Source organism: Streptomyces sp. f51 (genome assembly GCF_037940415.1).
Taxonomy (GTDB): domain Bacteria; phylum Actinomycetota; class Actinomycetes; order Streptomycetales; family Streptomycetaceae; genus Streptomyces.
Genome location: NZ_CP149798.1, coordinates 3,144,896 through 3,171,486, shown reverse-complemented (window position 1 = coordinate 3,171,486; position 26,591 = coordinate 3,144,896). Strand labels below are relative to the sequence as shown.

Genomic DNA, 26,591 nt, shown 5'->3' with positions numbered 1-26,591 from the left:
GCTTACCGAGGGGTGATCGGAGCGCGATTCGGCCGACTGCAAATGGGGTGCGACCGTGATCCGCGCGCTCTCCGGAGGTGCTCGTGTTCCCCCTGCGAGGCCCCTGAGCAGGGACGGGACGTCACCGGAGGAGGTGCGCACGCCCTGCGGGATGCCGAAAGGACCGTTAGCTTGGCCGCATGGCCGAATCAGCCGTTGTCGCCGGGTTCTCCGAGGGTGTGCCCTGCTGGGTCGACGCCCAGCTCCCCGACGTGGAGGCGGGCAAGCGCTTCTACGGCGAGCTCTTCGGCTGGACGTTCCCCGAGGAGTCGGGCACGGCGGTCTGGGCGGAACTGGACGGCGAACCCGTCGCGGCGCTCACGCCCAAGCTGGACGGGCGCATGCCCACCGTGTGGACGGTGTACTTCGCGACGCCGGACGCCGAGGGGCTCTCCCGCCGCATCACGGGGGCCGGCGGCCGGATCATCGCCGTCCCCACGGCCGTGGGACCGTCGGGCGAGCTGGGCACGGCCGCCCTCGCCACCGACCCGGAGGGCGCCGTCTTCGGCCTCTGGCAGCCCGGTACCCACCCCGGCTTCGCCAAGCGGCACGAGCCGCGCACCTTCTGCTGGGCCGAGCTCTACGCCCGCGACACCGCGACCGTCGACCGCTTCTACGGCACCCTCTTCCACGACGCGCTGTTCGGGTCCGACGCGACCCCCGATTTCGGCCGCGTTCCCGTGACGGGAGTCTTTCCGGCCGAGATGCCGCCCCACTTCCTCGTGCACTTCGGGGTCGAGGACTGCGAGGAGGCACTCGGGACGGTGAACAGGCTCGGCGGACGTGTCCAGGTGACACCCTTCGACACGTCGTACGGGCGGGTGGCCGTCGTCACGGACAATCAGGGTGCGTCGTTCGCCGTGCTCCAGCGGTGAAGGCGCCGCCACCAGGCGTGACGTCCTCGCGACGGTGCGGGGGTTCCGGCCTCGCGGGAGGCCGGGCACACTTCGGCGGCACCGGCCGAAACGCTTCCGTGTTCGGGGGCACGGTATTTCGACGTGAGGGACGGCACTTCCGGGGCGTGGAGCGGGGTACTTCTGGGGTGAGGGGCGCATTTCGGCCCCGAACCGTGGCGCCCCGGCGACCGTGCTTTTGTCGGGGCGGCTGATTTGTCATGAGACACCCCGATCCGCCCCCGGGTTCGCAACCGGCGGCTCGGCCAGGAAGAATCGGGGTGCGTGCCGCCATGGCGGTGCGGTGGTGAGACGCTGCACTGGGCCGCGTTCATACGTGGATGACGTGACCCGTACGGGGAGGTGGCAGGCAAGTGGTGGATCAGCTGACGCAGCACGATCCGCGCCGGATCGGGCCGTTCGAGGTGCTGGGCCGGCTGGGTGCCGGCGGCATGGGGCTGGTCTATCTCGCGCGCTCGGCCTCCGGCCGGCGCGTGGCGATCAAGACGGTCAGGACCGAGCTCGCCGAGGACCAGTTGTTCCGGGTCCGCTTCTCGCGCGAGGTCGAGGCGGCCCGCGCCGTCTCGGGCTTCTACACGGCGGCCGTGGTGGACGCCGACGCCCGTGCCGCGGTGCCGTGGCTGGCCACCGCCTACGTGCCCGCGCCCTCGCTCGAAGAGATAGTGAACGAGTGCGGGCCGCTCCCGGCCCAGGCGGTGCGCTGGCTGGCGGCCGGTGTCGCGGAGGCGCTCCAGTCGATCCACGGCGCCGGACTCGTCCACCGCGACCTCAAGCCCTCGAACGTCCTCGTGGTCGAGGACGGACCGCGCGTGATCGACTTCGGCATCGCGTCCGGCGTCTCGAACACCCGTCTGACCATGACCAACGTCGCCGTCGGCACCCCCGCCTACATGTCGCCCGAGCAGGCGAAGGACTCCCGCAGCGTCACCGGTGCGAGTGATGTCTTCTCGCTCGGCTCGATGCTCGTCTTCGCGGCCACCGGACACGCGCCCTTCCACGGCGCCAACCCCGTCGAGACGGTCTTCATGCTGCTCCGCGAGGGCCCGGACCTCGAAGGCCTGCCCGACGAGCTGCGCCCGCTCATCGAGTCCTGCATGCAGATGGACGCCACGGCACGCCCCAACCCCGCCGACCTCCAGGCCCAGCTCGCGCCCCACCTCTTCGGCTCGGGCTCCGACGACAGCGGTACGGCCTCGGCGTGGCTGCCCGAGCGCGCGGTGGGCCTGATCGAGACCCGCCGGGGCGGCCGTCCGCCGGTCCAGCAGCCGGCCCAGGGAGCCGGCCGCAGCGCGGGCGGGCGTCCGGCACTGCCGCCGCCCCCCTCGCACGCCCCGGTGCCCGTGGGGGCACCCGACACCGGCCCCGTGCGCCTGGCGGGCGCCAAGGTGCCCATCGGCCCCGGGCCCCGGGTCCTCGACGCCCGCGCGGCGGCCGTGAAGGCGCCGCCGCCGGAGGCCGGGCTCGCCGCGTCCTGGTCCCGGCCGCGTGTCGGCGCGAACGGCGCCGAACCCGCGCCGCTGCCCGCGCCGCAGGCGCCCGACGCCCCGGCGGGCTGGCGCCCCTGGCGCTTCCGCATGTCCAACGACGTCTGGGGCACTCCCTCGGTCGCCGGCGACCTCGTCTACGTCACGTCCTTCGAAGTCCACGCCCTCGACGTCGCGACCGGCAGGCGCCGGTTCAAGACCCGTGACGTGGCCTGGTCGATGGCGGTGGCGGACGGCCGCATCCACGCCTCCGACGGGCCGACGCTGTACGCGCTGGAGGCCAGGGAGGGCGGCGACCTGTGGCGTCTGTCCACGGACGCCTGGGTGTACTCCCTCCAGGCCGACCGGGGCACGGTCGTCACCGGTACGCGCGGCGGCGGCGTCCAGGCGTGGGAGGCCTCGAACGGCCAGAAGCTCTGGGAGATCAGCGGCGCCCAGACGGACTTCGAGTCCCCGGAGTCCGGTCCGTCGATCCACGACGGCACGGTGTACGTCTGGAAGGACGCGCGGCTGCGCGCCCTGGAGGCCCGTACGGGCGAGGAGCGCTGGTCGTACCCGATCGGTGACGCGGCCTCCTGCGGCGGCGTACCGGTGCGGATGACCCATGCCCCCGACGGCTACGTCTACATCTGCGCGGGCACCCGGGTCCTGGCCGTCGACGTGGCCGGCGGTCATGTCCGCTGGCACTTCGAGGCCCCGGCCGTCTTCCTCAGCCCGCCCACCTTCGCCCCGGGCCCCGCGGTGACGGGCGGTGGCGTCTACCTCGCCGACTACCTGGGCACGGTGTACGCCCTCGACGCCACCGACGGCCGCGACCGCTGGCGCATCGCCACCGAGTCCCGCGCCTCCACCGAGCCGGTCCTCGTGGCCGCCGGACACGTCCACGTCGGCAGCGGCAAGGGCCTGTACACGCTGGACGCCGTCACCGGCACCCCGAAGTGGCGCTTCCAGGCCGGGGGCGACCTGGTGGGAGCTCCGGCGGTGGCCGAGGGCCGTATCCACTTCGGCTCCACGGACCATCTCCTGTACACCCTGAAGGCCGACGACGGGCGGCTGCGCTGGAAGCTGGCCACCGGCGGCGAGATCACCGGGGCACCCGTGGTCAAGGACGGCGTGGTGTACGCGTGCAGCAAGGACCGCTGTGTGTACGCGCTGGACGCGGAGAAGGGCACCGGCACCGCGCGCACCACGTAGGTCACGGCACGCGCGTGACGGCCGCCGTACCGGGCACGGAAGGGTCTCCGGACGGCGGCCGTCGTTCGCGCGGACGGCCTGCGGAAGCCGCTCCGGCTGCGAGGCTACGCCCGGCGTGAGCGGCCCGCCACAGGGAGCGAGCGGACGGCCCGCCCGCTCCTGCCCGGTTCGAGGATTCCTCCGGCCGGGCGGCAGCGGAGGTCGAGCGCCGGACGTCCGCGGGGACGCTCAGCGCAGCCGGAACCCCGGCCTGCGGGCCGCGAACAGCTCCGCCTGCCGTTCGCCCGGCAGGTTCCCGAGGGAGACGAGCTGCGGAGCGTGCGCCAGGGCCGCGGCCCGGGTCGCCTCCTGCGCCGACCACAGCGCACGCACCGTCCCCTGGACGGCCTCGGGAGGGTAGGACGCGAGGACCGTGGCACACCCGACCGCCGCCGCCAACGCCTCGCCCGGCGGCGTGAGTTCGGAGACCAGCCCCACCTCGTACGCCCTCCGTGCGGAGACCCGCTCGGCGGTGCCCATCAGAGCCATCCGCGCCACCTCCCCGAACGGCATCCGCTGCGCGAGATAGACGGACTCGTACGCGCTGACCATCCCGTACGTCGTGTGCGGGTCGAAGAAGGTCGCCTCCTCGTCGGCGACGACGAACTCCGACTCACCCAGCAGGTAGAAGGCGCCGCCGCAGGCGATCCCGTTCACGGCGGCGATCACGGGCTTCCACAGGCCGTTGGCCTTCGGCCCGATCGAGGCGAGCGGATCGTCCACCATGTACGGGGAGTTGGGCTGGGGCACGTCGGCGGAGCGGTCGATCCCGGTGCAGAAGGCCCGCCGTCCCGCGCCGGTGACGACGAGCGCCCGTACGGTGTCGTCGAAGCGGAACTCCCGCCAGACGGAGCCCAGTTCGGCGGCCGTCGCGAGATCGAGGGCGTTGAGCCGGTCCTGCCGGTCCAGGGTGAGGACGGCGACCCCGGAGGACTTGTCGACGCTCACCGTGAGCCCGTCCCCCGCCCGCCCGTTCACGCCCGCTCCAGGACCCAGCGCGGCACGCTCACGCCGTTCACCTCGGTGAAGACCGCCTGCACCCGGGCACCGATCCGGATGCGCTCCGGCGGAACGGAGCCGATGGGCTCGTCCGGCCCGCTCACCAGGTTCCCGGCGAGCCGGATGCGCGGTGCCTCGTCGAGCTCCACCACGACGACGTTGTACGGGGCCAGCGCCGCGTAGGCGGGAAGGAGCGGCGGATGCGGGACCACGTACGACCAGATGCGGCCCCGTCCGCTCGTCCTTCGCCACGTGTCCGCGAAGGAGTGGCAGTGCGGGCAGCAGGGGCGCGGCGGGAAGCGCGGTTCACCGCAGTCGGCGCAGGCCTGGACCCGGAGTTCGCCCCGGGCCGCGTACCGCCAGAAGGGCGCCCCGTCGTCGTCGGGGACGGGGGACAGCAGGGGTTCGTCCGTTCCGCCGGTCCCGGTTCCGGTCCCCGTGCTCACATTCGCGTCGGCTGTCTCGGTCATGTCGGCCGTCCCGTCCCCTCAGTTCCTCAGCAGGAGCGCGGAGGTCGGGACCCCTTCCCCCGCGGTGACCAGACAGGTGGCCGCTCCCGGCACCTGCGCCGTGCTCGTGCCCCGCAGTTGCTTCACGCCCTCGTTGATGAGGTTGAAGCCGTGCACGTAGGCCTCGCTGAGCCCGCCGCCCCCGGTGTTGACCGGCAGCCGTCCGCCGATCTCCAGCGCCCCGCCCTCCGTGAAGGCCGCGCCCTCCCCGCGCCCGCAGAAGCCGTAGCCTTCGAGCGAGAGCGGGATCAGGGGGGTGAACGCGTCGTAGATCTGGGCCACGTCCACGTCCTCGGGGGTGAGGTCGGCGTGCTTCCACAGATGGCGGGCGGCGGTCCAGGCGGGTCCCGTGAGCGGGTCGTCGTTCCAGTAGTTGACCATCCCGTGGTGCTGGGCCGGCAGACCCTGGGCGGCGGAGTGGACGTAGACGGGCCGCTGCCGGCAGTCGCGGGCCCGCTCGGCGGACACGATCACGCAGGCGAGCGCGCCGTCCGTCTCCAGGCAGTTGTCGAAGAGGCACAGCGGCTCGCTGATCCAGCGGGCGGTCATGTACATCTCGCGGGTCAGCGGGCGGTCGTACATCATCGCGGCCGGGTTCTGGTTGGCGCGGTTGCGGCAGGCCAGGGCCACGTTGAACAGGTGGTCGCGGGTTGCCCCGTACTCGTGCATGTACCGGCGCGCGAGCATCCCGATCTCGTCGGCGGGGCGCAGCAGTCCGAAGGGCCTGGTCCACTGGGCGGGGGTGGGGAGCTGGACGGCCGTGTTCTTCCAGGGGCGCGGCCCGCTGCCCCGCTTGCGCGAGCGCCAGGCCACCCCCACCGTCGCCTGGCCCGCGGTGACGGCGGCGGCCAGGTGCGCGACGGTGGCGCAGGAACCGCCGCCCCCGAAGCCGACCTTGCTGAAGAAGGTGAGGTCGCCGAGACCGACGGCCTTGGCGACCTCCACCTCGTCGGTCTCCTCCATGGTGTAGGAGGCGAGCCCGTCGACCTCGGCGGGCGCGATGCCGGCGTCGTCCAGGGCGGCGAGGATCGCGCGGCAGGCCAACGCCTTCTCGGACTCGGGCAGTTGCTTGGCGAAGGCGGTCTGCCCGATTCCGACGACTGCTGTGGCGTCCTTGATCCCTGGCATGGGTGACCTCCGCACACGGTCCCGGCTGCTGACAGGCCGTCAGGCTACAGCTAATCTGACGGTCAGTCAGCTAGTGGTGCTGCGGCGGGAGGTGTTCGATGCGCGGTGACCTGGAGTGGGACGGCGTCCCGGGACTCGTCCGGTGGGCGGCGGCCCGTTTCGCCGGCCGCGAGGCGGTCGTCGAGGGCCGGGCGCGCGTCTCCTACGAGGAGTTGGGCGCCCGGGTGGAGCGGGCCGCGGCGGCCTGCATGGCGAGCGGGGTGCGCGCGGGCGACCGGGTGGCCGTCTGGGCCCCGAACACCCTGGACTGGATCGTCTCCGCCCTCGGCGCGGTGTCCGCGGGGGCGGTCCTGGTCCCCCTCAACACCCGTTTCAAGGGCGCCGAGGCGGTGTACGTGCTGGGCAGGAGCCGGGCGAAGCTGCTGTTCGTGACGGGAACCTTCCTCGGCACGTCGTACGTGGCGGCGCTGCGCCGGGCGGCGGCCGGGCCGGGGCGGACGGACCAGGCCCCCGCTCCCGTACCCGCCTCCGCACCCGGTCCCGCCGCTGGCTCCACCCCCGGTCCCGGCCCCGCACCGGCCCCCGGATCCGGCCCGCTCCCCGGTCTCCCGCACCTGGAGCAGGTGGTGGTCCTCGCGGACGACGCCCCCGCCGACTTCCGCACCTGGAAGGACTTCCTGGCGGACGGCGAGGGCGTGGGCCGCGAGGAGGTGCTCCGCCGCGGAGCGTGCGTCTCCGGCGGCTCCCCCTCGGACATCGTCTTCACCTCGGGGACCACGGGCCTGCCCAAGGGCGCCCTGATCACCCACGCCCAGACGCTGCGCGGCTACGGCATCTGGAGCGAGCTGGCCGGTCTGCGCGAGGGCGACCGCTATCTGATCGTGAACCCGTTCTTCCACACCTTCGGCTACAAGGCCGGGATCATCGCCTGTCTGATGCGCGGGGCGACGATGGTGCCGCAGCCGGTGTTCGACGTGGACACGGTGCTGGCGAACGTGGCCGCGGAGCGCGTGTCCGTCCTTCCCGGCCCGCCCACCCTCCACCAGTCGCTGCTCGACCACCCGTCCCGCGACGCGTACGACCTCTCCGCCCTGCGCCTGGTGGTCACGGGCGCCGCGGTGGTGCCGCTGCGCCTGGTGGAACGGCTGCGCACCGAGCTGGGCGTGGACACGGTCCTGACCGCGTACGGCCTCTCCGAGGCGAGCGGCATCGTCACCATGTGCCGCCGGGGCGACCGGCCGGAGGTGATCGCCTCGACCTCGGGCCGGGCGATCCCGGACACCGAGGTGCGGGTGGTGGACTCCTTGGGAGCCCCCGCGGCTCCCGGATCGCCCGGCGAGGTCCTGGTCCGCGGCTTCAACGTCATGGGCGGCTACTTCGAGGACCCGGCGGCCACGGCGGAGGTCCTGACCCCGGACGGCTGGCTGCGCACGGGCGACGTGGGCGTCCTCGACGCCGAGGGCAATCTCCGCATCACCGACCGGATCAAGGACATGTTCATCGTCGGCGGCTTCAACGCCTACCCCGCCGAGATCGAGCAACTGCTGGGCCTGCACCCGGAGATCGCCGACGTGGCGGTGATCGGCGTACCGGACAGCCGGCTGGGCGAGGTCGGCAGGGCCTACGTCGTCCGGCGTCCGCACTCCACGCTCACCGCCGACGACCTGATCACCTGGTCCCGCCGCGAAATGGCCAACTACAAGGTGCCCCGCACGGTCGCCTTCGTCCCCCGGCTGCCCCGCAACGCGAGCGGGAAGGTGGTGAAGGGGGAGCTGCGCGGACGCTGAGCCCGCGCCGGCCGCCCCCGGCACACGGCGACCGCGGGAGGCCCCGGACGCACGGCGACCGCGGCGGCTCCCCCTCCGCGCCGCCGCGGTCGATCCCCGTGTGGTGTAAGTCCGCCCCCCCCCAGGTGGGACTTAGACCGGCTCGTCCGTCGCGTGGATGTTGTCCGTCGAGGCGTCGCCGGTGCCGCTGTCCTTGGTGATCAGGTTCTTGCCGGTGAGCGGCTCGCTCGTGGCGTGGATGTTGTCCGTGGAGGCCCCGCCGGTCGGCTCGTCCGTGGCGTGGATGTTGTCGGTGCTGTTGGTGTCGCTCATGGTGGCTGTCCCCCTGACAGTCTTGGTGCGTTGTTTGGAGCAGCCCGTCCGGCAGCTCCCCCGTGGGCCGCCGGACGGGTACTCGGGGCCGATTACCTTAGTGCTACGGCCTCAGGTCGTCCCGACTGCCCCCCGACGCGACGGATCGACAACACAGAGACTGCCGGGCGGCGATAAACGAACGATGAACGCCTCCGTCTGCGAACGCCCATGAGCCCTAGGCGACCGCCATCGGATTGAGCAGCGCCCTGACCGTGGCGGCCTCCGGGGCCCCCAACGCCTGGAAGATGTCCAGGGATTCGCGCCAGCAGACCTGGGCCCGACCGGAGTGACCGATCGCGTTCAGCGCCTGCCCGAGCACGACGAGCACGTTGCCCCTGCGCCACTCGCCGCCGATGCCGCGCAGCACCGTCAGGGCCGCCTCGGCGTTCGTGGCGGCCGCGGCCGGGCGCTGGCCGGCGAGATCGGCCTCCGCGAGGCGGAACAAGGACATGCCCTCCCACAGCCGCTGCCGGCTGTTGCGGAACACCGCCAGTGCCTCTCCGAGGCGGGCGGCCGCCTCCGCCAGCCGGCCGCTCTGGGTGAGGGCCAGGCCCAGCGCGTAACGGCCGTTGGCGCCCTTCAGCGCGTGACCCATGTCGTCGTACATGTCGGTGCCCTGCTGGGCAAGCGAGACGGCGCTGCCGGTGCGCCCGGTGGCGAGGTGGATGCGCGAGAGGTTGCACAGGGCGCTGGCCTCGCCGGCCCGGTCGTGGCAGGCCCTGAAGCTCTCGATGGCCCGGGTGAGATGCGCCTCGCCGTCCTCGTACTGGTTCTGGAGGAGGGCGATCACCCCGAGGGTGTTGGAGGCCCAGCAGCTCGTCAGGTGGTCCGTCTCGGTGGCCAGTTCGAGGGCCCGCCCCGCGGCCTCGCGGGCGGGGTCGAAGCGTCCGGTGTAGTAGTGGACGTAGGCCAGGGTGACCAGGGCCCGCGCCTCGGCGTGCGCGTCGGCGGACTCCCGGGCCGCTTCCCGCAGCGCGGAGGCGACCCCCTCGTACGCCTTGGAGTTCGTGCCGGACTCCGCCAGGTCCACGGAGGCCCACAGCGCGTCGACGGAGCGCCGGAGGAATCCCTCCTTGGTGGACTGCCGGACACACGCCAGCAGGGAGATCGCCTCCGAGTACAGCCAGTCCTGCGCCCGGTGCCGGTCCTCGAACCTCAGCCCCGCGTAGGCGGTCGGTTCCAGGTGGTCCACCAGGCGGTCTCCGGGCCGCTCGATCGCGTACACCCCCGCCGCCGTGCTCAAGTAGAAGTCCAGCAGCCGGGACATGGCCGCCGTCCGCTCGCTGGGCGGCTGTTCGTCGCGTTCGGCGCACGCACGCGCGTAGAGGCGTACGAGGTCGTGGTAGCGGTAGCGGCCGGGGGCCGCCGACTCCAGGAGCGAGGTGTCGACGAGGGACTCCAGGAGGTCCTCGGTGGCCTCGGCCGGGAGGTCGAGCACCGCGGCGGCGGCCGCGAGCGAGATGTCCGGGCCGTCGGCGAGGCCCAGCAGCCGGAAGGCGCGTGCCTGGGCCGGCTCCAGCTGGCCGTAGCCGAGCTCGAAGGTGGCCTTCACGGCCAGGTCGCCGGCCTGGAGCTCGTCCAGCCTGCGCCGCTCGTCGCCGAGCTTCGCCGCGAGCACCGACACCGTCCAGGTGCGGCGGGCGGCGAGCCGGGACGCGGCGATCCGGATGGCCAGGGGCAGGAAGCCGCAGGCCGCGACCACGTCGAGGGCGGCCTCCCGCTCGGAGGCGACCCGCTCCTGTCCCACGATCTTGGTGAAGAGCTGGAGCGCCTCCTCGGGGGACATCACGTCGAGGTCCACGAGATGGGCGCCCGCGAGGTCCACCATCCGGATGCGCGAGGTCACCAGGGCGGCGCAGCCCTCGGTGCCGGGCAGCAGCGGCCGTACCTGGGCGGCGTCCCGGGCGTTGTCCAGCAGGACCAGGACACGACGGCCGTCGAGGACGGAGCGGTAGAGGGCCGAGCGTTCCTCCAGCGAGTCCGGGATCGCGGAGTCCGCGGTTCCGAGGGCCCGCAGGAAGGCGCCGAGGACCGTCTCCGGTTCGGCCGCCCGTGATCCGGCGCCCTGGAGGTCGACGTAGAGCTGTCCGTCGGGGAAGGCTCCGCGGGCCTGGTGGGCCACGTGCACGGCGAGCGTGGTCTTGCCGACGCCCCCGATGCCGGCGAGCGCCGAGACGGCCATGACCCGGCCCTCCTCGGAGGAGGCCGCGGCGAGGACGTCGCCGAGTTCCTGGACGAACGACGACCGCCCGGTGAAGTCGGTTACGGTCGCCGGCAGTTGGGCCGGGCGGACCGGGGCGACGACGGGCTCCGCCTTGGGGGCGGAGGGCTCGGCGAGGCCCGGGTCCGCCTGGAGTATGCGCTGCTGGAGTTCCTTGAGGCCCGCCCGCGGGTCCACGCCCAGCTCGTCGGCGAGCAGCCGTCGGGTGTCGGCGTAGACGGCGAGGGCTTCCGCCTGGCGGCCGGAGCGGTACAGCGCCAGCATCAGCAGTTCCCGCAGGCGTTCGCGCAGCGGGTGCGCCGCGGTGAGCGCGGTGAGTTCGGAGACCGCCTCGGCGTGGAAGCCCTGTTCCAGGTCCATGTCGAGCCGGGATTCGAGGAGTTGGAGCCGCCATTCCTCCAGGCGGGCCCGCTGGGTCTCCGCGTAGGGGCCGGGGATGCTCGCGAGCGGCTCGCCGTCCCACAGGGCGAGCGCGTCGCGGAGCAGGTCGCGGGCGCGGGAGAGATCGCCCGACGCGCGTGCCTTCTCGGCGTCGGCCGCGAGCTCCTGGGCGTTCACGTGGTCGAGGGCGCCCTCGCGCAGGGAGCGGATGGCGTAGCCGCCGGACTCGCTGACCAGGACCTCGGCGCCGAGTGCCTTGCGCAGACGCGAGGCGTACGTCCGCAGGGCGGCCAGCGCCTGGGAGGGGGGCTCGTCGCCCCAGAGGGCGTCGATCAGCTCGGAGGCCGTGGCCGTGCGGCCGTCGCGCAGCAGCAGCGCCGCCAGCAGCGCGCGCTGCTGCGGGGACCCGGCCGGCAGCGGATCGTCCCCGAGCCAGGCGCGCACCGGGCCGAGCACGCTGAAGCGCAGCGTCGCGGGCTCCTCGGGGCCCGGATGCCACTGCTGCGGTACGCGCGGCACACCGTCCATCGCTTCCCCCTGCCGAACTGTCAGTACAACGAGGCCAGTTTGCCTTGTTCAGGGCGGATGCGTCAGCCGTGCGAGACAGCGATCACAAGGCGCGGCCCGGGAGTCCGCACGGTCCTCACACAGGCTTCTCACACTTCCCGGCCCGTTCATCCGCGCGCCGCCGTCGGTGCCCGCCCGTGGAGCGGGCCGGACGGGCCCCGAACCAAGAGCTGACGGGTCGTCAGATCAGCGCTACCGTGGCCGGTATGGAGACCACGGAAACCGCGCAGAGCCCCTCGGCGGACGCTGGGGCCGCCTTCCCGAGGATCATCTCGGTGGACGACCACACGGTCGAGCCGCCCGACGTCTGGCGCGACCGGCTGCCCGCGAAGTACCAGGACACCGGGCCCCGCATCGTTCGCGCGCCCCTGAAGGAGATGACCTTCCTGGGCGGCAAGTTCGCCCCCGTGATGGGCGCGCCGGGCGACGACGGCCCGGTCGGGGACTGGTGGGTCTACGAGGACCTGCACCGGCCCCTCACCCGCCTCGACACGGCCGTGGGCTACGCCCGCGACGAGATCAGGCTCGAAGTCATCACGTACGAGCAGATGCGCCCCGGCTCCTACGACGTGGCGAGGCGACTGGCCGACATGGACGTCAACCACGTCCAGTCCGCGCTCTGCTTCCCCACCTTCCCGCGCTTTTGCGGGCAGACCTTCACCGAGGCGGCCGACCGCGAGTTGGCCCTGCTCTCCGTGCGGGCCTACAACGACTGGATGGTGGAGGAGTGGTGCGGGCCCGACGCCCGGGGGCGGCTGATACCGCTCACGCTCGTGCCGCTGTGGGACGCCCGGCTCGCCGCGGCCGAGGTCCGGCGCAACGCCGCCCGCGGGGTGCGCGCGGTGGCCTTCTCCGAGATCCCGCCGCACCTCGGTCTCCCGTCGGTGCACACCGACGACTGGGACCCCTTCCTCGCCGCCTGCGACGAGACGGGCACGGTCGTCGCCATGCACATCGGCTCCAGCAGCCGGATGCCGTCGACCTCGGCGGACGCCCCGCCCGCGGTCGGCTCCACGATCACCTTCGCCAACTGCTGCTTCTCGATGGTCGACTGGCTGATGAGCGGCAAGTTCGAGCGCTTCCCGAACCTGAGGGTGATGTACGCGGAGGGGCAGATCGGCTGGATCCCGTACATCCTGGAGCGCGCGGACGTGGTGTGGGAGGAGAACCGCGCCTGGGGCGGTGTGGCCGACAAGGTCCACCGGCCGCCGTCCGAGCTGTTCGCCGACCATGTGTACGGCTGCTTCTTCGACGACGCCTTCGGCCTGCGGAACCTCGACGCGATCGGCGTCGCCAACGTCCTCTACGAGACCGACTACCCGCACTCCGACTCGACCTGGCCGCAGTCGAAGGAGGTCGGCGAGGCCCAGATGGGACACCTGGCCCCGGAGGTGGTCGAGCGGATCGTACGGGGCAACGCGATCGACCTGCTGGCTCTGACCCCGGAGGGCCTCTGGGCGGGCTGAGGGTCCGGGCGGCCGTGCGGGCCCGGGGCTCCGGGCCCCGAACTCCGCGGGACCGCACGTCCGGATACGCGCCCGGCCCTTGTCTGACGATGTGTCAGCGATGAGTATGTCAGCGCAGCCCGAGAAATGACGGACCGTCAGATGAGAGGTGCGGGCCCATGCGGATCCTGCCCGAAGGGCGGCTGGCGTACGGCATCCAGCTCCCCGTCCAGTCCCAGAGCACCATCTACGCCGAGCCGTGGGAGGCGGACGCGGGTCCCGACGATCTCGTCGCGATCGCCCGCGCCGCCGACCGCGCCGGATTCGCCTACGTCGCGAGCTGCGACCACGTGGCCGTGCCCCGCCGGCTCGCGGACGCGATGAGCACGGTCTGGTACGACCCCGTCGCCACGCTCGCCTTCCTCGCGGCCGTCACCGAGCGCGTCCTGCTGCTCAGCCATGTCGCGGTGGTCGGACTGCGGCACCCGCTCTTCACCGCCAAGCAGTACGCGACCCTCGACCACCTCTCCGGCGGCCGGCTGGTCCTCGGGGTCGGCGCCGGGCACGTACGGGAGGAGTTCGAGGCGGTCGGGGCCGACTTCGAGCGCCGGGGGGCGGTCCTCGACGAGACGATCGACGCCCTGCGCGCCGCGCTCGGACCCGAGGAGTTCCCCGTCCACCACGGCAAGACCTATGACTTCGAGGGGCTCGGGCAGCGGCCGAGGCCCGCGCAGGCCCGGGTGCCCGTGTGGGTGGGCGGGTCCTCGCCCGCCGCCGTGCGCCGGGCCGCGCTGCGCGGCGACGGCTGGCTGCCGCAGGGCGATCCGCGCGGCCGGCTGCCCGGGCAGATCGCCCGGCTCACCGCCCTGCGCGCCGAGGCGGGCGTCGGCGCACCCCTGACCATCGGCGCCATCACCGAGCCGCTGTACGTCGGGGAGCCCGGCTGGGACGTCGGCCGGCGCACGCTCAGCGGTCCGCCCGAGGTCCTGGCCGCGTCGCTGCGGGAGTACGGCGCGATGGGCGTGCACCAGATCCAGGTGCGGTTCCGCAGCCGGAGCCGCGACGAACTCACGGACCAGATGGCGGCGTTCGGAGCGGACGTCGCCCCCCACCTCGGCTAGGGAGTCATGGCATGGGCAAGCTGGACGGGCGGGTCGTGCTCATCACCGGCGCGGCGCGCGGGCAGGGCGAACAGGAGGCGCGGCTCTTCGCGGCGGAGGGCGCGCGCGTGATCGTCGCGGACGTGCTCGACGACCGGGGGGAGGAGCTGGCCAAGGAGATCGGCGCGACGTACGTGCACCTGGACGTGGGCCGGGAGGAGGACTGGACGGCGGCGGTCGCCTCGGCGAAGGCCGCGTACGGGCGGATCGACGGGCTGGTCAACAACGCCGGGATCCTGCGCTTCAACGCGCTCGTCGACACCCCGCTGGCCGAGTTCATGCAGATCGTGCAGGTCAACCAGGTCGGGGTGTTCCTCGGGATCAAGAGCCTCGCACCCGAGATCGCCGCGGCCGGCGGCGGCACGATCGTGAACACGTCGTCCTTCACCGGGCTCACGGGAATGGCGTACGTGGGCGCGTACGCGGCGAGCAAGCACGCCATCGTCGGTCTGACCCGCGTGGCGGCGCTGGAGCTCGCGGAGAAGGGGATCCGCGTCAACGCGGTCTGCCCCGGCGCCGTCGACACGGCCATGAGCAACCCGGCGCAGCTGTCCCCGGGCCAGGACGCCGAGGAGGCCTCGCAGGCGCTCGACGCGTTCTACTCCAAGCTCGTGCCGCTCGGCCGGATCGGCCGCCCGGAGGACGTGGCCAGGCTGGCCCTGTTCCTGACCGGCGAGGACTCCTCGTACATCACCGGGCAGCCCTTCGTGATCGACGGCGGCTGGCTCGCGGGCGTGAGTGTTCTCTGACGCCGTATCAGCTATTGACGGTCCACGCACGCGGTGGAACAGTCGGCTCAAAGAATCTGACGGTACGTCAGATAACTGGATGGGGACGGTGAAACGCCTTGGAATTCGGGCTCTTTGTACAGGGATACGTGGGCAAGCGCGCCGAGACCGACCCGCTCGCCGAGCACAAGGCGCTGATGGAGGAGACCGAGTACGTCATCCAGGCGGACACGTCCGGCTTCAAGTACGCCTGGGCCTCCGAGCACCACTTCCTGGAGGAGTACTCGCACCTCTCGGCCAACGACGTCTACCTCGGCTACCTCGCCCACGCCACCGACCGCATCCACCTCGGCTCCGGCATCTTCAACCCGCTCGCCCAGGTCAACCACCCGGTCAAGGTCGCCGAGAAGGTCGCCATGCTCGACCATCTCACCGGCAACCGCTTCGAGTTCGGGTCGGGCCGCGGCGCCGGCTCGCACGAGATCCTCGGCTTCCTCCCCGGCATCACCGACATGAACTTCACCAAGGAGATCTGGGAAGAGACCATCGCGGAGTTCCCGAAGATGTGGCTCCAGGACGAGTACGTCGGCTTCCAGGGCAAGCACTGGTCGCTGCCGCCCCGCAAGATCCTGCCCAAGCCGTACGGGAAGTCCCACCCCGCGATGTGGTACGCCGCCGGGTCGCCGCCCTCGTACGCCATGGCCGCCCGCAAGGGCCTCGGCGTGCTCGGCTTCAGCGTGCAGAAGGTCGCCGACATGGAATGGGTCCTGGAGCAGTACAAGACCGCCGTCGTCGACGCCGAGCCCATCGGCGACTTCGTCAACGACAACGTGATGGTGACCACCACCGCCATCTGCGCGCCCACCCACGACGAGGCCATCGCGATCGCGGTCGGCGGCGGACTGCACTACCTGCCCTCGCTCGTCTTCCGCTACCACGACACCTTCCCGCGCCCCGAGGGCTTCCCCGTCTGGCCCGAGACCCTCCCCGAGTACAACGCGGAGTTCGTCGAGCTCCTCATCGAGGAGGAACTGCTGATCTGCGGCGACCCGGACGAGGTGCTCACCCAGTGCAAGCGCTGGGAGCAGGCCGGCGCCGACCAGCTGAGTTTCGGACTGCCCGTCGGCGTCCCCAAGGAGGAGACCCTCCAGACGATCCGGCTGATCGGCGAGCACGTCATCCCGAAGATCGACACGGACCCGGTGCACCGCACCACCCGGTTCCGCCAAGCCGTCGTCTAGGTCCAGGGGGTACCTCCGCGATGCTCGACCATCTGATCAGGGGCGCGACCGTCGTGGACGGCACGGGAGCGCCCGCGTACACCGCGGACGTGGGGCTGCGCGACGGCCGGATCGCCGTGATCGGCACGGTCACCGAGCCGTCCGGGACCAGTGAGGACGCGCACGGACTCGTCCTCGCCCCCGGCTTCGTCGACCCGCACACCCACTACGACGCCCAGCTCTTCTGGGACCCCTACGCGACCCCGTCCCTCAACCACGGCGTCACCACGGTCGCGGGCGGCAACTGCGGCTTCACCCTCGCCCCGCTGAACCCCGACCGCCCCGAGGACGCCGACTACACGCGCCGCATGCTGTCCAGGGTCGAGGGCATGTCCCTGGTCGCCCTGGAGGAGGGCGCGCCCTGGAACTGGCACACCTTCGGGGAGTACCTCGACGCCCTGGAGGGCCGGATCGCGGTCAACGCGGGCTTCATGGTGGGCCATTGCGCGCTGCGCCGGTACGTGATGGGTCCCGGCGCGGTGGGCGGGCAGCCGACGCGGGACCAACTCGACGCCATGCTGCGGCTGTTCCACGACGCGATGGACGCGGGAGCCTGGGGCCTGTCCACCACCCAGTCCTCCACCCACTCCGACGGAGACGGCCGGCCGGTCGCCTCCCGGCACGCCGAACCCGCCGAACTGCTCGCCCTCTCAAGGGCCGTGGGCGAGCACGAGGGCACCCAGATCGAGGCGATCACGGCCGGCTGCCTCGACCAGTTCAGCGACGCCGAGATCGATCTGTTCGTGGAGATGAGCGCGGCCGCCGGCCGCCCGCTCAACTGGAACGTCCTCACGATCGACTCCGCCGTCCCCGAGCGCGTCCCGCGCCAGCTGGAGGCGAGCGAGCGCGCCCGCAAGTCCGGCGGCCGTGTCGTCGCGCTCACCATGCCGATCCTCACCCCGATGAACATGTCGCTTCGCACCTTCTGCGCCCTGAACCTGATCCCCGGCTGGGGGCCGGTGCTCGCGCTGCCCGTCCCCGAGCGCATCGAGAGGCTCCGCGACCCCGCGGTCCGCGCCGAGATGCTCGCGCGCGCCCGGAGCAAGGAGGCGGGCGTCTTCCGGCGGCTCGCCGACTTCGGCCGCTACGTCATCGGCGACACCTACAGCCCGGCGAACGAGGGGCTGACCGGGCGAGTGGTGCGCGACATCGCCGCCGAACGCGGCCAGGAGCCCTTCGCCTGCCTGGTGGAGATCTGCGCGGCCGACGAGCTGCGGACGGTCCTGTGGCCCATGCCCACCGACAACGACCCGGACTCCTGGGCCCTGCGCGCCGAGACCTGGCGGCACGAGGACGTCCTGCTCGGCGGCTCCGACGCCGGCGCCCATCTGGACCGCATGTGCGGCGCCCCGTACACCACCCGGTTCCTCGGCGACTGTCTGCGCGGTCGCGGTCTCGCCTCCCTGGAGCAGGCCGTGAAGATGCTGACGGACGACCCGGCCCGGCTGTTCGGGCTGCGCGGACGCGGGCGCGTCGAGGTGGGGTTCCACGCGGACCTGGTGCTCTTCGACCCGGAGCGGATCGACGCGGGGAAGGCCACGCTGGTGCACGACCTGCCCGGTGACAGCCCGCGCCTCGACTCCCGGGCGATCGGGGTGAACGCCGTGTGGGTCAACGGCACCGAGGTGATCCGCGACGACGTGGTGACGGGGGCGGTACCCGGCAGGGTCCTGCGGTCCGGCCGCGACACCAGGACGGTGAGCACCCGGTGACGGCCTCGGAGAGCTCCGGGCAGCGGCTGTTCGTCGGCGGCGCGTGGGTGGCGCCCGACCACGGGTTCTACGAGGTGAGGGACCCGGCGACCGAGAGGACGGTCGGGCTCGCCCCCGAGGCGTCCCGGGCCCAGGTGCACGCGGCCGCGGCGGCGGCCCGTGAGGCGTTCGGACCCTGGTCGCGCACACCCGCCGAGGAGCGGTGCGCCGTCCTCGCGCGGGCGGCGGACGTCATCCGGCGCAACCTCGTGCCGTACGCGGACCTCGCCCAGGCGGAGAGCGGCGCCACCACCGGGACGGCGCGCGGGATGCAGGTCGGCGTCGGGATGGCCCGCTTCCTGCGCTACGCGCGGCCCGAACCCGTCGAGACGGCGCTGCCGCCGCAGATCAACGAGGCGGGACCCTTCGGCGGGGCGGCCGTGATGGGCGCGCTCGCCGTGCGCCGGCCCGTGGGCGTGGTCACCTGCATCACGTCGTACAACAACCCCTGGGCCAACCCGGCCGGCAAGATCGCCCCCGCGTTGGCGATGGGCAACACGGTGGTGGTGAAGCCGGCCCCGCAGGACCCGCTGTCGGTGTACCGGATGGCCGAGGCGCTGGAGGCGGCGGGCGTGCCGCCCGGCGTGGTGAACGTGGTGAGCGGTTCGACGCCGGAGTCCGGCGAGGCGGCGGTCGACTCCCCGGACGTCGACATGGTCAGCTTCACCGGCTCGACGGCGGTCGGACAGCGGATCGCCGAGGTGTGCGGGCGCGGCATGAAGCGCCAGCTGATGGAACTGGGCGGCAAGGGCGCGGCCGTCGTCTTCGACGACGCCGATCTCGGCTCGGCGGTGGCGGGCATCGGCACCACCTTCTCCTTCTACAGCGGACAGATCTGCACGGCGCCGACGCGGGTGCTGGTGCAGCGGGGCGTGCACGATCTCCTCGTGCAGCAACTGGCCGCCTACGCGGCCCACTTGAAGGTGGGCGATCCACGCGAGCGGGGCACGGTGGTCGGCCCGGTCATCTCCGCGGCCCACCGTGACCGCGTCGAGTCCTACGTCGAACTCGGCCGCAAGGAGGGGGCGCGGATCGTCACAGGCGGCGAACGCCCGTCCCTGCCCACGGGTTTCTACGTGGCCCCCACTCTTCTCGCCGACTGCACCCCGGACATGAGGGTCGTCCGTGAGGAGATCTTCGGTCCGGTCGTGGTGGTGCTGCCCTTCGACGACGAGGAGGAGGCGATCGCCCTGGCCGACGACTCCGAGTACGGCCTGATCGACTACGTCTGGTCCGGTGACGTGGCCCGCGCCTTCCGCGTGGCCCGCAGGCTGCGCGCGGGCGGCGTCGGCGTCAACACGGTCGGCCGCAACATGGAGGCCCCGTTCGGCGGCTTCAAGAAGAGCGGAGTGGGCCGGGACGTGGGCTCGTACGCCCTGCACGCGTACAGCGAGACGCAGGCGATCGTCTGGCCGGGGTGATGCGGCGGGCGCCCGTAGCGGCGCTACGGCGACAGGCCATCGTGCGGGTAGCGGCGCTACGGCGTGAGTGTTAGCGTTGTTCTTATCGGGATGGTGAACGCCGCCACCCCGGCCGAGACAAGGAGCAACGCCATGAGTGAGCAGCCGAGCACCTCCCCGCGCGTCGCGATCGTCACCGGCGGATCGCGGGGGATCGGGCGTGAGAGTGCCGAGCGGCTGGCCCGTGAGGGGTTCGCCGTCGTCGTGAACTACGCGGGCAACGCGGCCGAGGCCGACAAGGCGGTCGCGGCGATCGCCGAGGCGGGCGGGCAGGCCGTCGCCTTCCGCGCCGACGTCGCCGAGGAGGCGGAGGTCGCCGCCCTCTTCGACACGGCCAAGGAGACCTTCGGCGGCGTCGACGTCGTCGTCCACGCGGCCGGTGTCATGACCCTGGCCCCGCTCGTCGACCTCGACCTCGACGCGCTGGACCGGATGCACCGCACCAACATCCGCGGCACGTTCGTGGTGGACCAGCAGGCCGCGCGCCGGCTGCGCGCGGGCGGCGCGATCATCAACTTCTCCAGCTCCGTGCTGGCCCTGGCCCTCCCCGGCTACACCGCGTACGCCGCGACCAAGGGCGCCGTCGAGGCCATGACCCTGATCCTCGCCCGCGAGCTGCGCGGCCGGGACGTCACCGTCAACGCCGTCGCGCCCGGTCCGACGGCCACCGCCCTCTTCCTGGACGGCAAGGACGAGGAGACGATCGCGCGCATGGCCGCCCAGCCGCCCCTGGAGCGGCTCGGCACCCCCGAGGACATCGCCTCGGTCGTCGCCTTCCTCGCGGGCCCCTCGGGACGCTGGGTCAACGGCCAGGTGCTGCGCGCCAACGGCGGCATCGCCTGACACCGCCCGCTGCGCCCGCGGCGCCGAAGATGTCAGGATCACCGACATGAGCGACAGCACGAACCCCGGCACGGCCCCCGTGACCACCCGGGCCCGCATCCTGGCCGTGGCCGCCGAGCTGGTCGCGGGGTCCCCGGACGGGGACGTCTCGACCCGGGCCGTGTGCGAGGCCGCCGGGGTCGGCGCCCCCGCGCTCTACCGCCACTTCGGCGACAAGGAGGGCCTGCTGTCGGCCGTCGTCGACCACGGCTGGGAGCGGTACCTGGCGGCCAAGCGGGAGCGGCACCCCGGCACCGACCCGGTCCAGGACCTGCGCGACGGCTGGGACGGCCACACCGAGTTCGCCCTGCGCAACCCGAACCTCTACCGCCTGATGCACTCCCCGGCGATGCGCACCCCGCCCGCCGCGGCGCTGGAGGCCCACCGGATCCTCACCGGCGACCTGCGCCGCGCCGCCGAACAGGGCAAGCTGCGGCTCGCCCCCGAACTCGCCGCGCAGATGATCATGTCCTCGAACGTCGGTGTCTGCCTGATGCTGGTCTCCCGCCCGGCGACCTTCACGGACGAGACCCTGTCCCGCCGTGTACGGGACGCGGTGCACGCCTCCGTCTTCGCCCCGGAGGTGACCGCCCCGGAGGCACGGACCGCCGGACCTGCTGCCTCCACGGTCCCGGCGACCGCGACCCGTCTCGGCGCACAGCTCCGCCTGCACCCGAGCCCCGCGTTCACCCCCGGCGAGACGGCCCTGCTCACGGAGTGGCTGGACCGCCTGTCCAACACGGGCTGAGGCCCCGGCGGGGGTCCCTCACTTCGACATGATGAACCGCAGGGCGAAGCCGGAAGCGGTCGTCCAGTAGGTGACCAGCTGGCCGTTGTCCGCGTGCAGCGTGCTGACGGGCATCGGGACGTCGATCGGCTTGCCCACGCTGCTGCCGGGCTTGCCGCCCTGGAGGCTCAGGGTGATGCTCTTCGCCTCGTACCCACCCGTGTTGCCGCTGCCGACGAGCAGGGCGGCGTAGGCCTCCCGGCCCGGGTCGAGGGTGACGGGCACCCCCGGGGTCCCGTCGCTGTCCTTGATCACGGGGGTCGTGAACTGGGCGTCGGCGCCGAGCGTCACGACGGGGTAGCCGTAGAGGTCGCACTTCTTGTCGCTCGCGTTGTGCACCGTGAGGACGAGGTGGCGGTTGTCCCGCTCCTTCACGGCGGACACCCCGAGTTCCTTCTGGGTGCAGGCGGCGACGGTGCTGCCACCGCTACCCGTACCGCCCTTGGAGCCCTTGGAGCCGCCCGTACCGGTGCCGCCCGTCCTGCCGCCGCCGCTGCCGGCGCTCGTGCCGCCCTTGGTGCTGCCGCCCGTGGTACCTCCGCCGCCGGCGGTGCCCGTGCCGCCCGTGGCGCCCCGCCGGGGACGGCGCTCTCGCCGCCCGCGTCGCTCGTGGCACCGCCCGGCGCGGCCGACGCCGTTCCGCTCGGGCTCGCCGAGGGCCTGGAGCCGTCGGAGCCCTCGGCCGCGCCCGGGTGGCACGCCGTGGTCGCGAGCAGCGCCGCTGCCGCCGTGGCCCCGAGGACGTAGGACTTCCAGCCCCGGGTGCTCTTGTCGTTTCTGCGGGCAGGCGTGTTCATGGTGTCCCGTTTCCTTTTCGATCCGTGAGAGGTCGCGTGCGCCGGTGGTCGGCACCCCGGGCCGACGGACACGGGTGTCCCCTGTGGACGGGCCGGGGTGTTGCGGCTGCCGAGCTGACGACGTGCCTCAGCCGGTGCGACAGCCACAGCATGGGATTCCTCGCGGGCCTGGGACAACGGCAGGCGCGCAACTGGGACGGTGAAACCATCCCACCCCTGGTGACCTGCGGAAAGGCGCAACCCTGGGATGGCTGTGGGACGCGCGGACCCACCGCGGCCGGACACCCGGCGGGTTCCACGGGCCGGGTCCCCGTGCGGGCCGCCGCCCGGGGACCCTCTCCGCGCCGGTGTCCGGAACCCCTCCGGACGACTGGTCCGGGGCGCGGGGGAGTTGTTTCAATGGTTCCCGGTGTGGCGCGACGGGAGCGGGTGGCTGCGGATGAGGGTCGTGACCTGGAACCTCTGGTGGAGGTTCGGGCCCTGGGAGGAGCGACAGAAGGCCATCCTGACCGTGCTGCGCGAACTGCGGCCCGATGTCGTCGGGTTGCAGGAGGTGTGGGAGTGCGGCGGCCAGAACCTCGCCGGGTGGCTCGCGGACGAGCTCGGGATGCACTGGACCTGGGCGGCCTCCGATGCCTGTGACCGCTGGCAGCGGCGGATCGGGGACGACACCGTCGACGTCGGCAACGCCGTGCTGAGCCGCTGGCCCGTGGTGGGGCAGGAGGTGCTGCGGCTGCCCGCCCCCGACGACCTGTACGACGGACGGCTCGCCCTGCACGCCCGCCTGGCCACGCCCACGCACGAGGTGCCCTTCTTCACCACCCACCTCACCTCGGCCATCCACGCCTCGGGCGTGCGCCGTGAACAGGTCACCGCCCTCGCGGAGTTCGTCGCCGCGCACCGGGGCGGCACCGAGTTCCCGCCGGTCGTCACCGGTGACTTCAACGCCTGGCCGGACTCCGACGAGATCCGCCTGTTCGGTGGGTACAAGACGTCCCCCGTGGTTCCCGGGCAGGTCTTCCTCGACGCCTGGGAGTACGCCGACCCGACGGCGCCATCGGCCACCTGGGACCCGGCGAACGCCCACGTCGGCCCGCACAGCCCCGCCGCGCGCATCGACTACGTCCACGTGGGGCCGCCGGGCCCCGGCGGCCTCGGGCACGTCCGGTCCGTACGGAGGGCCGGGGACGCCCCGGTCGGCGGAGTGTGGCCCTCGGACCACGCGGCCGTGGTGGCCGACCTGTCCCTGCCTCCGATCAGCCCCGGTCCTCGCCCTTGAGCGCGCGAAGGAGGGCGCCGAAGGCGGCGGGGGTGGTCGAGAGTATGGAGTGGGCGGGGTCGGCGCTCTCGGTCAGGTGGACCGTTTCTGCGGCACCGGACGCGGCAACATGTACGCAGGCTTCGCCCTGTGCGCAGTAGGACGACTTCTGCCAGGTCGTGGTGGGCATTTCGGGTCCTCTCACAGGTGCTGGGCGATGTGGTGGACGAGGTCCTGTGAGTCCTCGCGGCCGAGCGACACGGACTCCATGCGGTCGATGAGAAGGCGGTACTGGTCCAGCTGGGCCTCGGAGTCGACGAATACCGGTCCGTGGGCCTGGTCCAGCTGGGCTGTGTCGAGTGCCGGCACGGGGCCGCACATGAAGTAGACCGACTGTCCCGAGCCGGGGTAGGAGCCTGCGTCGAACGGGATGACCCGGATCGACACGTGATCGAGGTCGCTCACCTTGAGCAGGTGCTCGAGCTGGGCACGCGCCACGCTCCGGCCGCCGAATTTCATGCGCAGGGCCGCTTCGTGGATCACCGCCCGGTAGGGGGCCGGGTGGTCACCGTAGAGCGCGGCCTGCCGCTTCAGCCGGAATGACGTCCGGTGCTCGATCTCCGGAGGGGTCATGTCGGGGACGGCCTGCCGGTAGATCTCGCGTGCGTGGTCGACGGTCTGGAGCAGGCCGGGGATGTGCATGCTGTGCGCGGCGTGGAGTCTTGTGCCGTGGTGTTCGATCTCGGCGAGGTCGAGCAGCTTGGACGGCAGGATGTCGCGGTACTCCTCCCACCAGCCGCGCGTCTTGTCCGTCGCCATCTCGACCAGGGCTTCGACGAAAGCCTGATCGGGGCACGAGTACAAGCGGGCCAGGGATCTGATGCGGTCGGGACTCACGCCGAACCGTGCCACTTCGACGTTGGAGAGCTGCCCTTGGCTCGTTCCGAGGGCGCGTGCGGCCTCGGTTGACGTCATGCCCGCGCGCTCGCGCATCTTGCGCAGCTCTGTGGCCAGCCGAATTCGTCGTGCTGTCGGGGCAGGCCGTGCGGTCATGCGAACTCCTCAGGCGCGCAAGTCCAGTTGAGTTGTCACTCACACGAGGGAAGTCGGGCGGGATCATCTCGAACTCGCGCAAATTAAATTTGCGGGGCCCTATCTTGGTCATCAGGCGCCCCCGCCCAGAAGAACCCCGCTCGACGGAGCGGCCAGGTCACTGGGCACCGGAGACGAAGAGCCAACCTCCTCTCGTGATCGGAGACTTCCGATGGCCACCGTATCGCCGCCGTGGGCCTACACCCTCCAACTCCCGCACGATCCCCGCGCCCCCGGTATCGCCCGGGCCACCCTCCGTACCGTCCTCGCCGCCCACGACCTCACCGAACTCGCGCCCACCGCCGAGCTCCTGGCCTCCGAACTGCTCACCAACGCCCATCTGCACACCCGGGGCCCGTACGCCCTTCGGGTCCTCTCGGCGGAGCCGGACCGGCTGATGGTCGCCGTCTGGGACACCGACCCGAGCGTCCCGCCCGGCTACGGGCAACCACACGCCTCCGAGCCCCCGGCGGACGCAGAACACGGGCGTGGCCTGCACCTCGTACGCGCCTGCGCCGACGCCTGGGGCGTGTCCGTGCTGCGCGAGATGGGCGCGTCGAGAGGCGGAAAGCTGCTGTGGGCGGAGTGCCGGAGCGAAGCGGCCGCCCGGTGACCGCGCCGGTCCGCCTACGACCCCAGGAAGATCGGGTTCGTGAACGCCGCCAGTGCGCCGGGCACCGGTCCCGCCGCCGTCTCGTGGCGCAGCTCCGCTCGGACGTACGCCGCGTAGGCGGCCGTCGTGTGCCATTCCACCGTGCCGGAGCCCGCGACCGGCAGGGGGTCGCTGGTGAACAGCAGGCCCTCGTCGGTGATGAGGCGGACCGTGCAGCGCGGGGCGCCCGTGGCCTCCAGACGGATCGTCACCGGGGTGTCCGGGGCGACCCGCAACCGCTCCCCGATGCCCGCGTGTTCGCCCTTGGCGCCGGACGCCGAGAAGGACACGGAGACCAGCTTGGACTCGGCGACGTAGGAGCGGCCCGCGCGGATGCCGTCCTGGATCGCCTCGCGGGTCAGGTCGTCGGCCAGGACGACCGTCTGCGGGGAGCCGACCTGGTCGGGATCGCGGTGCGCGTCGCTGTTGCCCATCGCCGGGATCCAGCCGCGGCCCTCGCGCACGGAGGCGACCAGCAGGTTGTCCCAGTCGGCGAGGGTCACCTCGTCGTCGGGGGTGTACGGGCCGTTCCACACCTCGACCGCGTCCGCCTCGCCGAAGCCGAACTTCCAGCCGCAGCCGACACAGGTGGCGTGCGGGTGCGCGGGCACCACCAGTCCGCCGGCCCCGCGGATGCGGCGCGCGAACCGGCCGAACCGGTTGTCGCGGGCCCGGTAGCGCCAGTCCACGAACGTGCCGGGCTCCGTGCCGAGCGCCAGCACGTGCCCGTTGCGCGTGGTGACCTCCTCGCCCAGCATGATCAGCAGATCGTCGCCCGCCTGGTCCGCCCAGTGCGGATGCGAGGCGTGCGTGTTGTGGTCCGAGGAGTTGATGAAGTCCAGGCCCGCGGCCCGCGCCAGCGTCGCGATCTCCGCGGGGGTGCGGCGGCCGTCGGAGTACCAGGAGTGCAGATGGCAGTCGCCGCGGTACCAGGCACGGCCGCGGCCCTTGGCGCGCGAGGGCGGGTACACCGGTTCCGGTGCAGGCGCCGGCTTCCCGTACGTCAGAGTGATCGTGACCTCGTACGCCAGTCCCTGCGGCGCCACCGTGTACGGGCCGAGCGCGATGTGCCAGGTGCCGGGGCGGACCGGTCCGGGGATGTAGCCGGGGGTCGCGTCGTCCGAGCGGATGAAGAACTCCGTGCGCGCGCCGCCCGACCAGCCCCTGAAGCCCCGGCCGCCCAGCTCCGTGCCGTGCTCGTCGAAGACGCCGATGTCCAGGGCGTTGCCCGCCGTGCCGGCCGGTACCGACGGCCGCTCGTAGGTGTAGGAGACCCGGATCTCCGCGACCCCGGCCGGTACGTCGACCGGGAGGTACACGAAGTCGGGTGAGCCGGTGGGCAGCGTGCCGCGCACCGTCCTGGTCTCCTGGTCGTCCGCCGCTTCCGCGTGCGCGCCGCCGCCAAAGGTCACGCCTCCCAACGTAAGGGCGGCGGCCGCTCCCGTCACGAACAGCGCGCGTCTGCCGATGCCGTGGTCGTCCTCGCACATACTGCTGCTCCCCTGGGGTCGGGCGTGACAGTGACATGGGTGACGTGAAGTGCCACGGACCACTGTGGGAGCGGGCTGTGAACGCGAGCGCACGGCAGGGGAATCGAGGGCTTTCGGGGAGACCGACAGATGCCGTGCGGCCGGACGGGCCCGCGGCCCGGGACGGGCCCCGCTTCCCGGCGGCGGGCCTCAT

Annotated in this window: 22 protein-coding genes; 13 read left to right on the top strand and 9 right to left on the bottom strand. The window is 72.7% G+C overall.

Annotated elements, in window-relative coordinates:
- The first annotated feature begins 179 nt into the window (after positions 1-179).
- Together WJM95_RS13830 and WJM95_RS13825 are read left to right on the top strand one after the other, a co-directional pair.
- Positions 180-914 carry a VOC family protein gene (locus WJM95_RS13830; RefSeq protein WP_339129970.1) on the top strand — a complete coding sequence of 245 codons (735 nt, stop codon included), beginning with the start codon at positions 180-182 and terminating at the stop codon, positions 912-914.
- Between the two features lie 392 nt (positions 915-1,306).
- Positions 1,307-3,631 (top strand): serine/threonine-protein kinase, encoded by a 2,325-nt coding sequence (locus WJM95_RS13825; protein WP_339129969.1) that lies wholly within the window; start codon positions 1,307-1,309, stop codon positions 3,629-3,631.
- Between the two features lie 228 nt (positions 3,632-3,859).
- On the opposite strand, the gene WJM95_RS13820 is transcribed toward WJM95_RS13825, so the two are convergent.
- From WJM95_RS13820 to WJM95_RS13810, 3 genes are all read right to left on the bottom strand, one after another.
- Positions 3,860-4,648, bottom strand: coding sequence for an enoyl-CoA hydratase/isomerase family protein (locus WJM95_RS13820; protein WP_339129968.1), 789 nt, complete (start codon positions 4,646-4,648; stop codon positions 3,860-3,862).
- On the bottom strand, positions 4,645-5,070 hold the full coding sequence (locus tag WJM95_RS13815) for an OB-fold domain-containing protein (protein ID WP_339135545.1): 426 nt from the start codon (positions 5,068-5,070) through the stop codon (positions 4,645-4,647). Before WJM95_RS13815 ends, WJM95_RS13820 begins: the two co-directional genes overlap by 4 nt.
- Positions 5,071-5,157: 87 nt before the next feature.
- The gene (locus WJM95_RS13810; protein ID WP_339129967.1) at positions 5,158-6,306 is read right to left on the bottom strand and encodes a lipid-transfer protein; all 1,149 of its coding nucleotides are present in this window, start codon (positions 6,304-6,306) and stop codon (positions 5,158-5,160) included.
- Positions 6,307-6,404: 98 nt separating this feature from the next.
- Between WJM95_RS13810 and WJM95_RS13805 the strand changes: the two genes are divergently transcribed.
- A complete protein-coding gene (locus tag WJM95_RS13805; RefSeq protein WP_339129966.1) occupies positions 6,405-8,093 on the top strand; it encodes a fatty acid--CoA ligase family protein in 1,689 nt (562 codons plus the stop codon).
- A gap of 132 nt (positions 8,094-8,225) precedes the next feature.
- Here WJM95_RS13805 and WJM95_RS13800 read toward each other — a convergent pair whose 3' ends face one another.
- Both WJM95_RS13800 and WJM95_RS13795 read right to left on the bottom strand, forming a co-directional pair.
- On the bottom strand, positions 8,226-8,405 hold the full coding sequence (locus WJM95_RS13800) for a hypothetical protein (RefSeq protein ID WP_339129965.1): 180 nt from the start codon (positions 8,403-8,405) through the stop codon (positions 8,226-8,228).
- A gap of 217 nt (positions 8,406-8,622) precedes the next feature.
- Positions 8,623-11,577 carry a BTAD domain-containing putative transcriptional regulator gene (locus WJM95_RS13795; protein ID WP_339129964.1) on the bottom strand — a complete coding sequence of 985 codons (2,955 nt, stop codon included), beginning with the start codon at positions 11,575-11,577 and terminating at the stop codon, positions 8,623-8,625.
- 245 nt (positions 11,578-11,822) lie between these two features.
- On the opposite strand from WJM95_RS13795, the gene WJM95_RS13790 reads away from it, so the two are divergent.
- The 8 genes from WJM95_RS13790 (at position 11,823) to WJM95_RS13755 (ending at position 21,070) form a co-directional block, all read left to right on the top strand.
- The gene (locus WJM95_RS13790; protein WP_339129963.1) at positions 11,823-13,082 is read left to right on the top strand and encodes an amidohydrolase family protein; all 1,260 of its coding nucleotides are present in this window, start codon (positions 11,823-11,825) and stop codon (positions 13,080-13,082) included.
- 158 nt (positions 13,083-13,240) lie between these two features.
- Positions 13,241-14,182: a TIGR03619 family F420-dependent LLM class oxidoreductase gene (locus tag WJM95_RS13785; protein WP_339129962.1), complete on the top strand. Its 942-nt coding sequence runs from the start codon at positions 13,241-13,243 to the stop codon at positions 14,180-14,182.
- An 11-nt stretch (positions 14,183-14,193) separates the two neighbouring features.
- Positions 14,194-14,970, top strand: coding sequence for a glucose 1-dehydrogenase (locus WJM95_RS13780; RefSeq protein ID WP_339129961.1), 777 nt, complete (start codon positions 14,194-14,196; stop codon positions 14,968-14,970).
- A 98-nt stretch (positions 14,971-15,068) separates the two neighbouring features.
- The gene (locus WJM95_RS13775) at positions 15,069-16,190 is read left to right on the top strand and encodes an LLM class flavin-dependent oxidoreductase (RefSeq protein ID WP_339129959.1); all 1,122 of its coding nucleotides are present in this window, start codon (positions 15,069-15,071) and stop codon (positions 16,188-16,190) included.
- A gap of 20 nt (positions 16,191-16,210) precedes the next feature.
- A complete protein-coding gene (locus WJM95_RS13770; RefSeq protein WP_339129958.1) occupies positions 16,211-17,941 on the top strand; it encodes a D-aminoacylase in 1,731 nt (576 codons plus the stop codon).
- Positions 17,938-19,401 carry an aldehyde dehydrogenase family protein gene (locus WJM95_RS13765; RefSeq protein WP_339129957.1) on the top strand — a complete coding sequence of 488 codons (1,464 nt, stop codon included), beginning with the start codon at positions 17,938-17,940 and terminating at the stop codon, positions 19,399-19,401. Before WJM95_RS13770 ends, WJM95_RS13765 begins: the two co-directional genes overlap by 4 nt.
- A 132-nt stretch (positions 19,402-19,533) precedes the next feature.
- On the top strand, positions 19,534-20,283 hold the full coding sequence (locus WJM95_RS13760; protein WP_339129956.1) for an SDR family oxidoreductase: 750 nt from the start codon (positions 19,534-19,536) through the stop codon (positions 20,281-20,283).
- A gap of 46 nt (positions 20,284-20,329) precedes the next feature.
- Positions 20,330-21,070 (top strand): TetR/AcrR family transcriptional regulator, encoded by a 741-nt coding sequence (locus tag WJM95_RS13755; RefSeq protein ID WP_339129954.1) that lies wholly within the window; start codon positions 20,330-20,332, stop codon positions 21,068-21,070.
- An 18-nt stretch (positions 21,071-21,088) separates the two neighbouring features.
- Here WJM95_RS13755 and WJM95_RS13750 read toward each other — a convergent pair whose 3' ends face one another.
- The gene (locus WJM95_RS13750; RefSeq protein WP_339129953.1) at positions 21,089-21,808 is read right to left on the bottom strand and encodes a DUF4232 domain-containing protein; all 720 of its coding nucleotides are present in this window, start codon (positions 21,806-21,808) and stop codon (positions 21,089-21,091) included.
- 537 nt (positions 21,809-22,345) lie between these two features.
- Here WJM95_RS13750 and WJM95_RS13745 point away from each other — a divergent pair.
- The gene (locus WJM95_RS13745) at positions 22,346-23,185 is read left to right on the top strand and encodes an endonuclease/exonuclease/phosphatase family protein (RefSeq protein WP_339129952.1); all 840 of its coding nucleotides are present in this window, start codon (positions 22,346-22,348) and stop codon (positions 23,183-23,185) included.
- Here WJM95_RS13745 and WJM95_RS13740 read toward each other — a convergent pair.
- Both WJM95_RS13740 and WJM95_RS13735 read right to left on the bottom strand, forming a co-directional pair.
- Positions 23,163-23,354 carry a DUF397 domain-containing protein gene (locus WJM95_RS13740; RefSeq protein WP_339129951.1) on the bottom strand — a complete coding sequence of 64 codons (192 nt, stop codon included), beginning with the start codon at positions 23,352-23,354 and terminating at the stop codon, positions 23,163-23,165. The two genes, WJM95_RS13745 and WJM95_RS13740, sit on opposite strands and share 23 nt — an antisense overlap.
- A gap of 11 nt (positions 23,355-23,365) precedes the next feature.
- Positions 23,366-24,217 carry a helix-turn-helix transcriptional regulator gene (locus WJM95_RS13735; protein ID WP_339129950.1) on the bottom strand — a complete coding sequence of 284 codons (852 nt, stop codon included), beginning with the start codon at positions 24,215-24,217 and terminating at the stop codon, positions 23,366-23,368.
- 211 nt (positions 24,218-24,428) lie between these two features.
- On the opposite strand from WJM95_RS13735, the gene WJM95_RS13730 reads away from it, so the two are divergent.
- Entirely contained in the window at positions 24,429-24,869 is a 441-nt protein-coding gene (locus WJM95_RS13730) for an ATP-binding protein (protein ID WP_339129949.1), read from the top strand.
- Positions 24,870-24,883: 14 nt separating this feature from the next.
- Here the strand turns inward: WJM95_RS13730 and WJM95_RS13725 are convergent, their stop codons facing one another.
- Entirely contained in the window at positions 24,884-26,398 is a 1,515-nt protein-coding gene (locus tag WJM95_RS13725) for a CehA/McbA family metallohydrolase (protein ID WP_339129948.1), read from the bottom strand.
- Between the last annotated feature and the right edge of the window lie 193 nt (positions 26,399-26,591).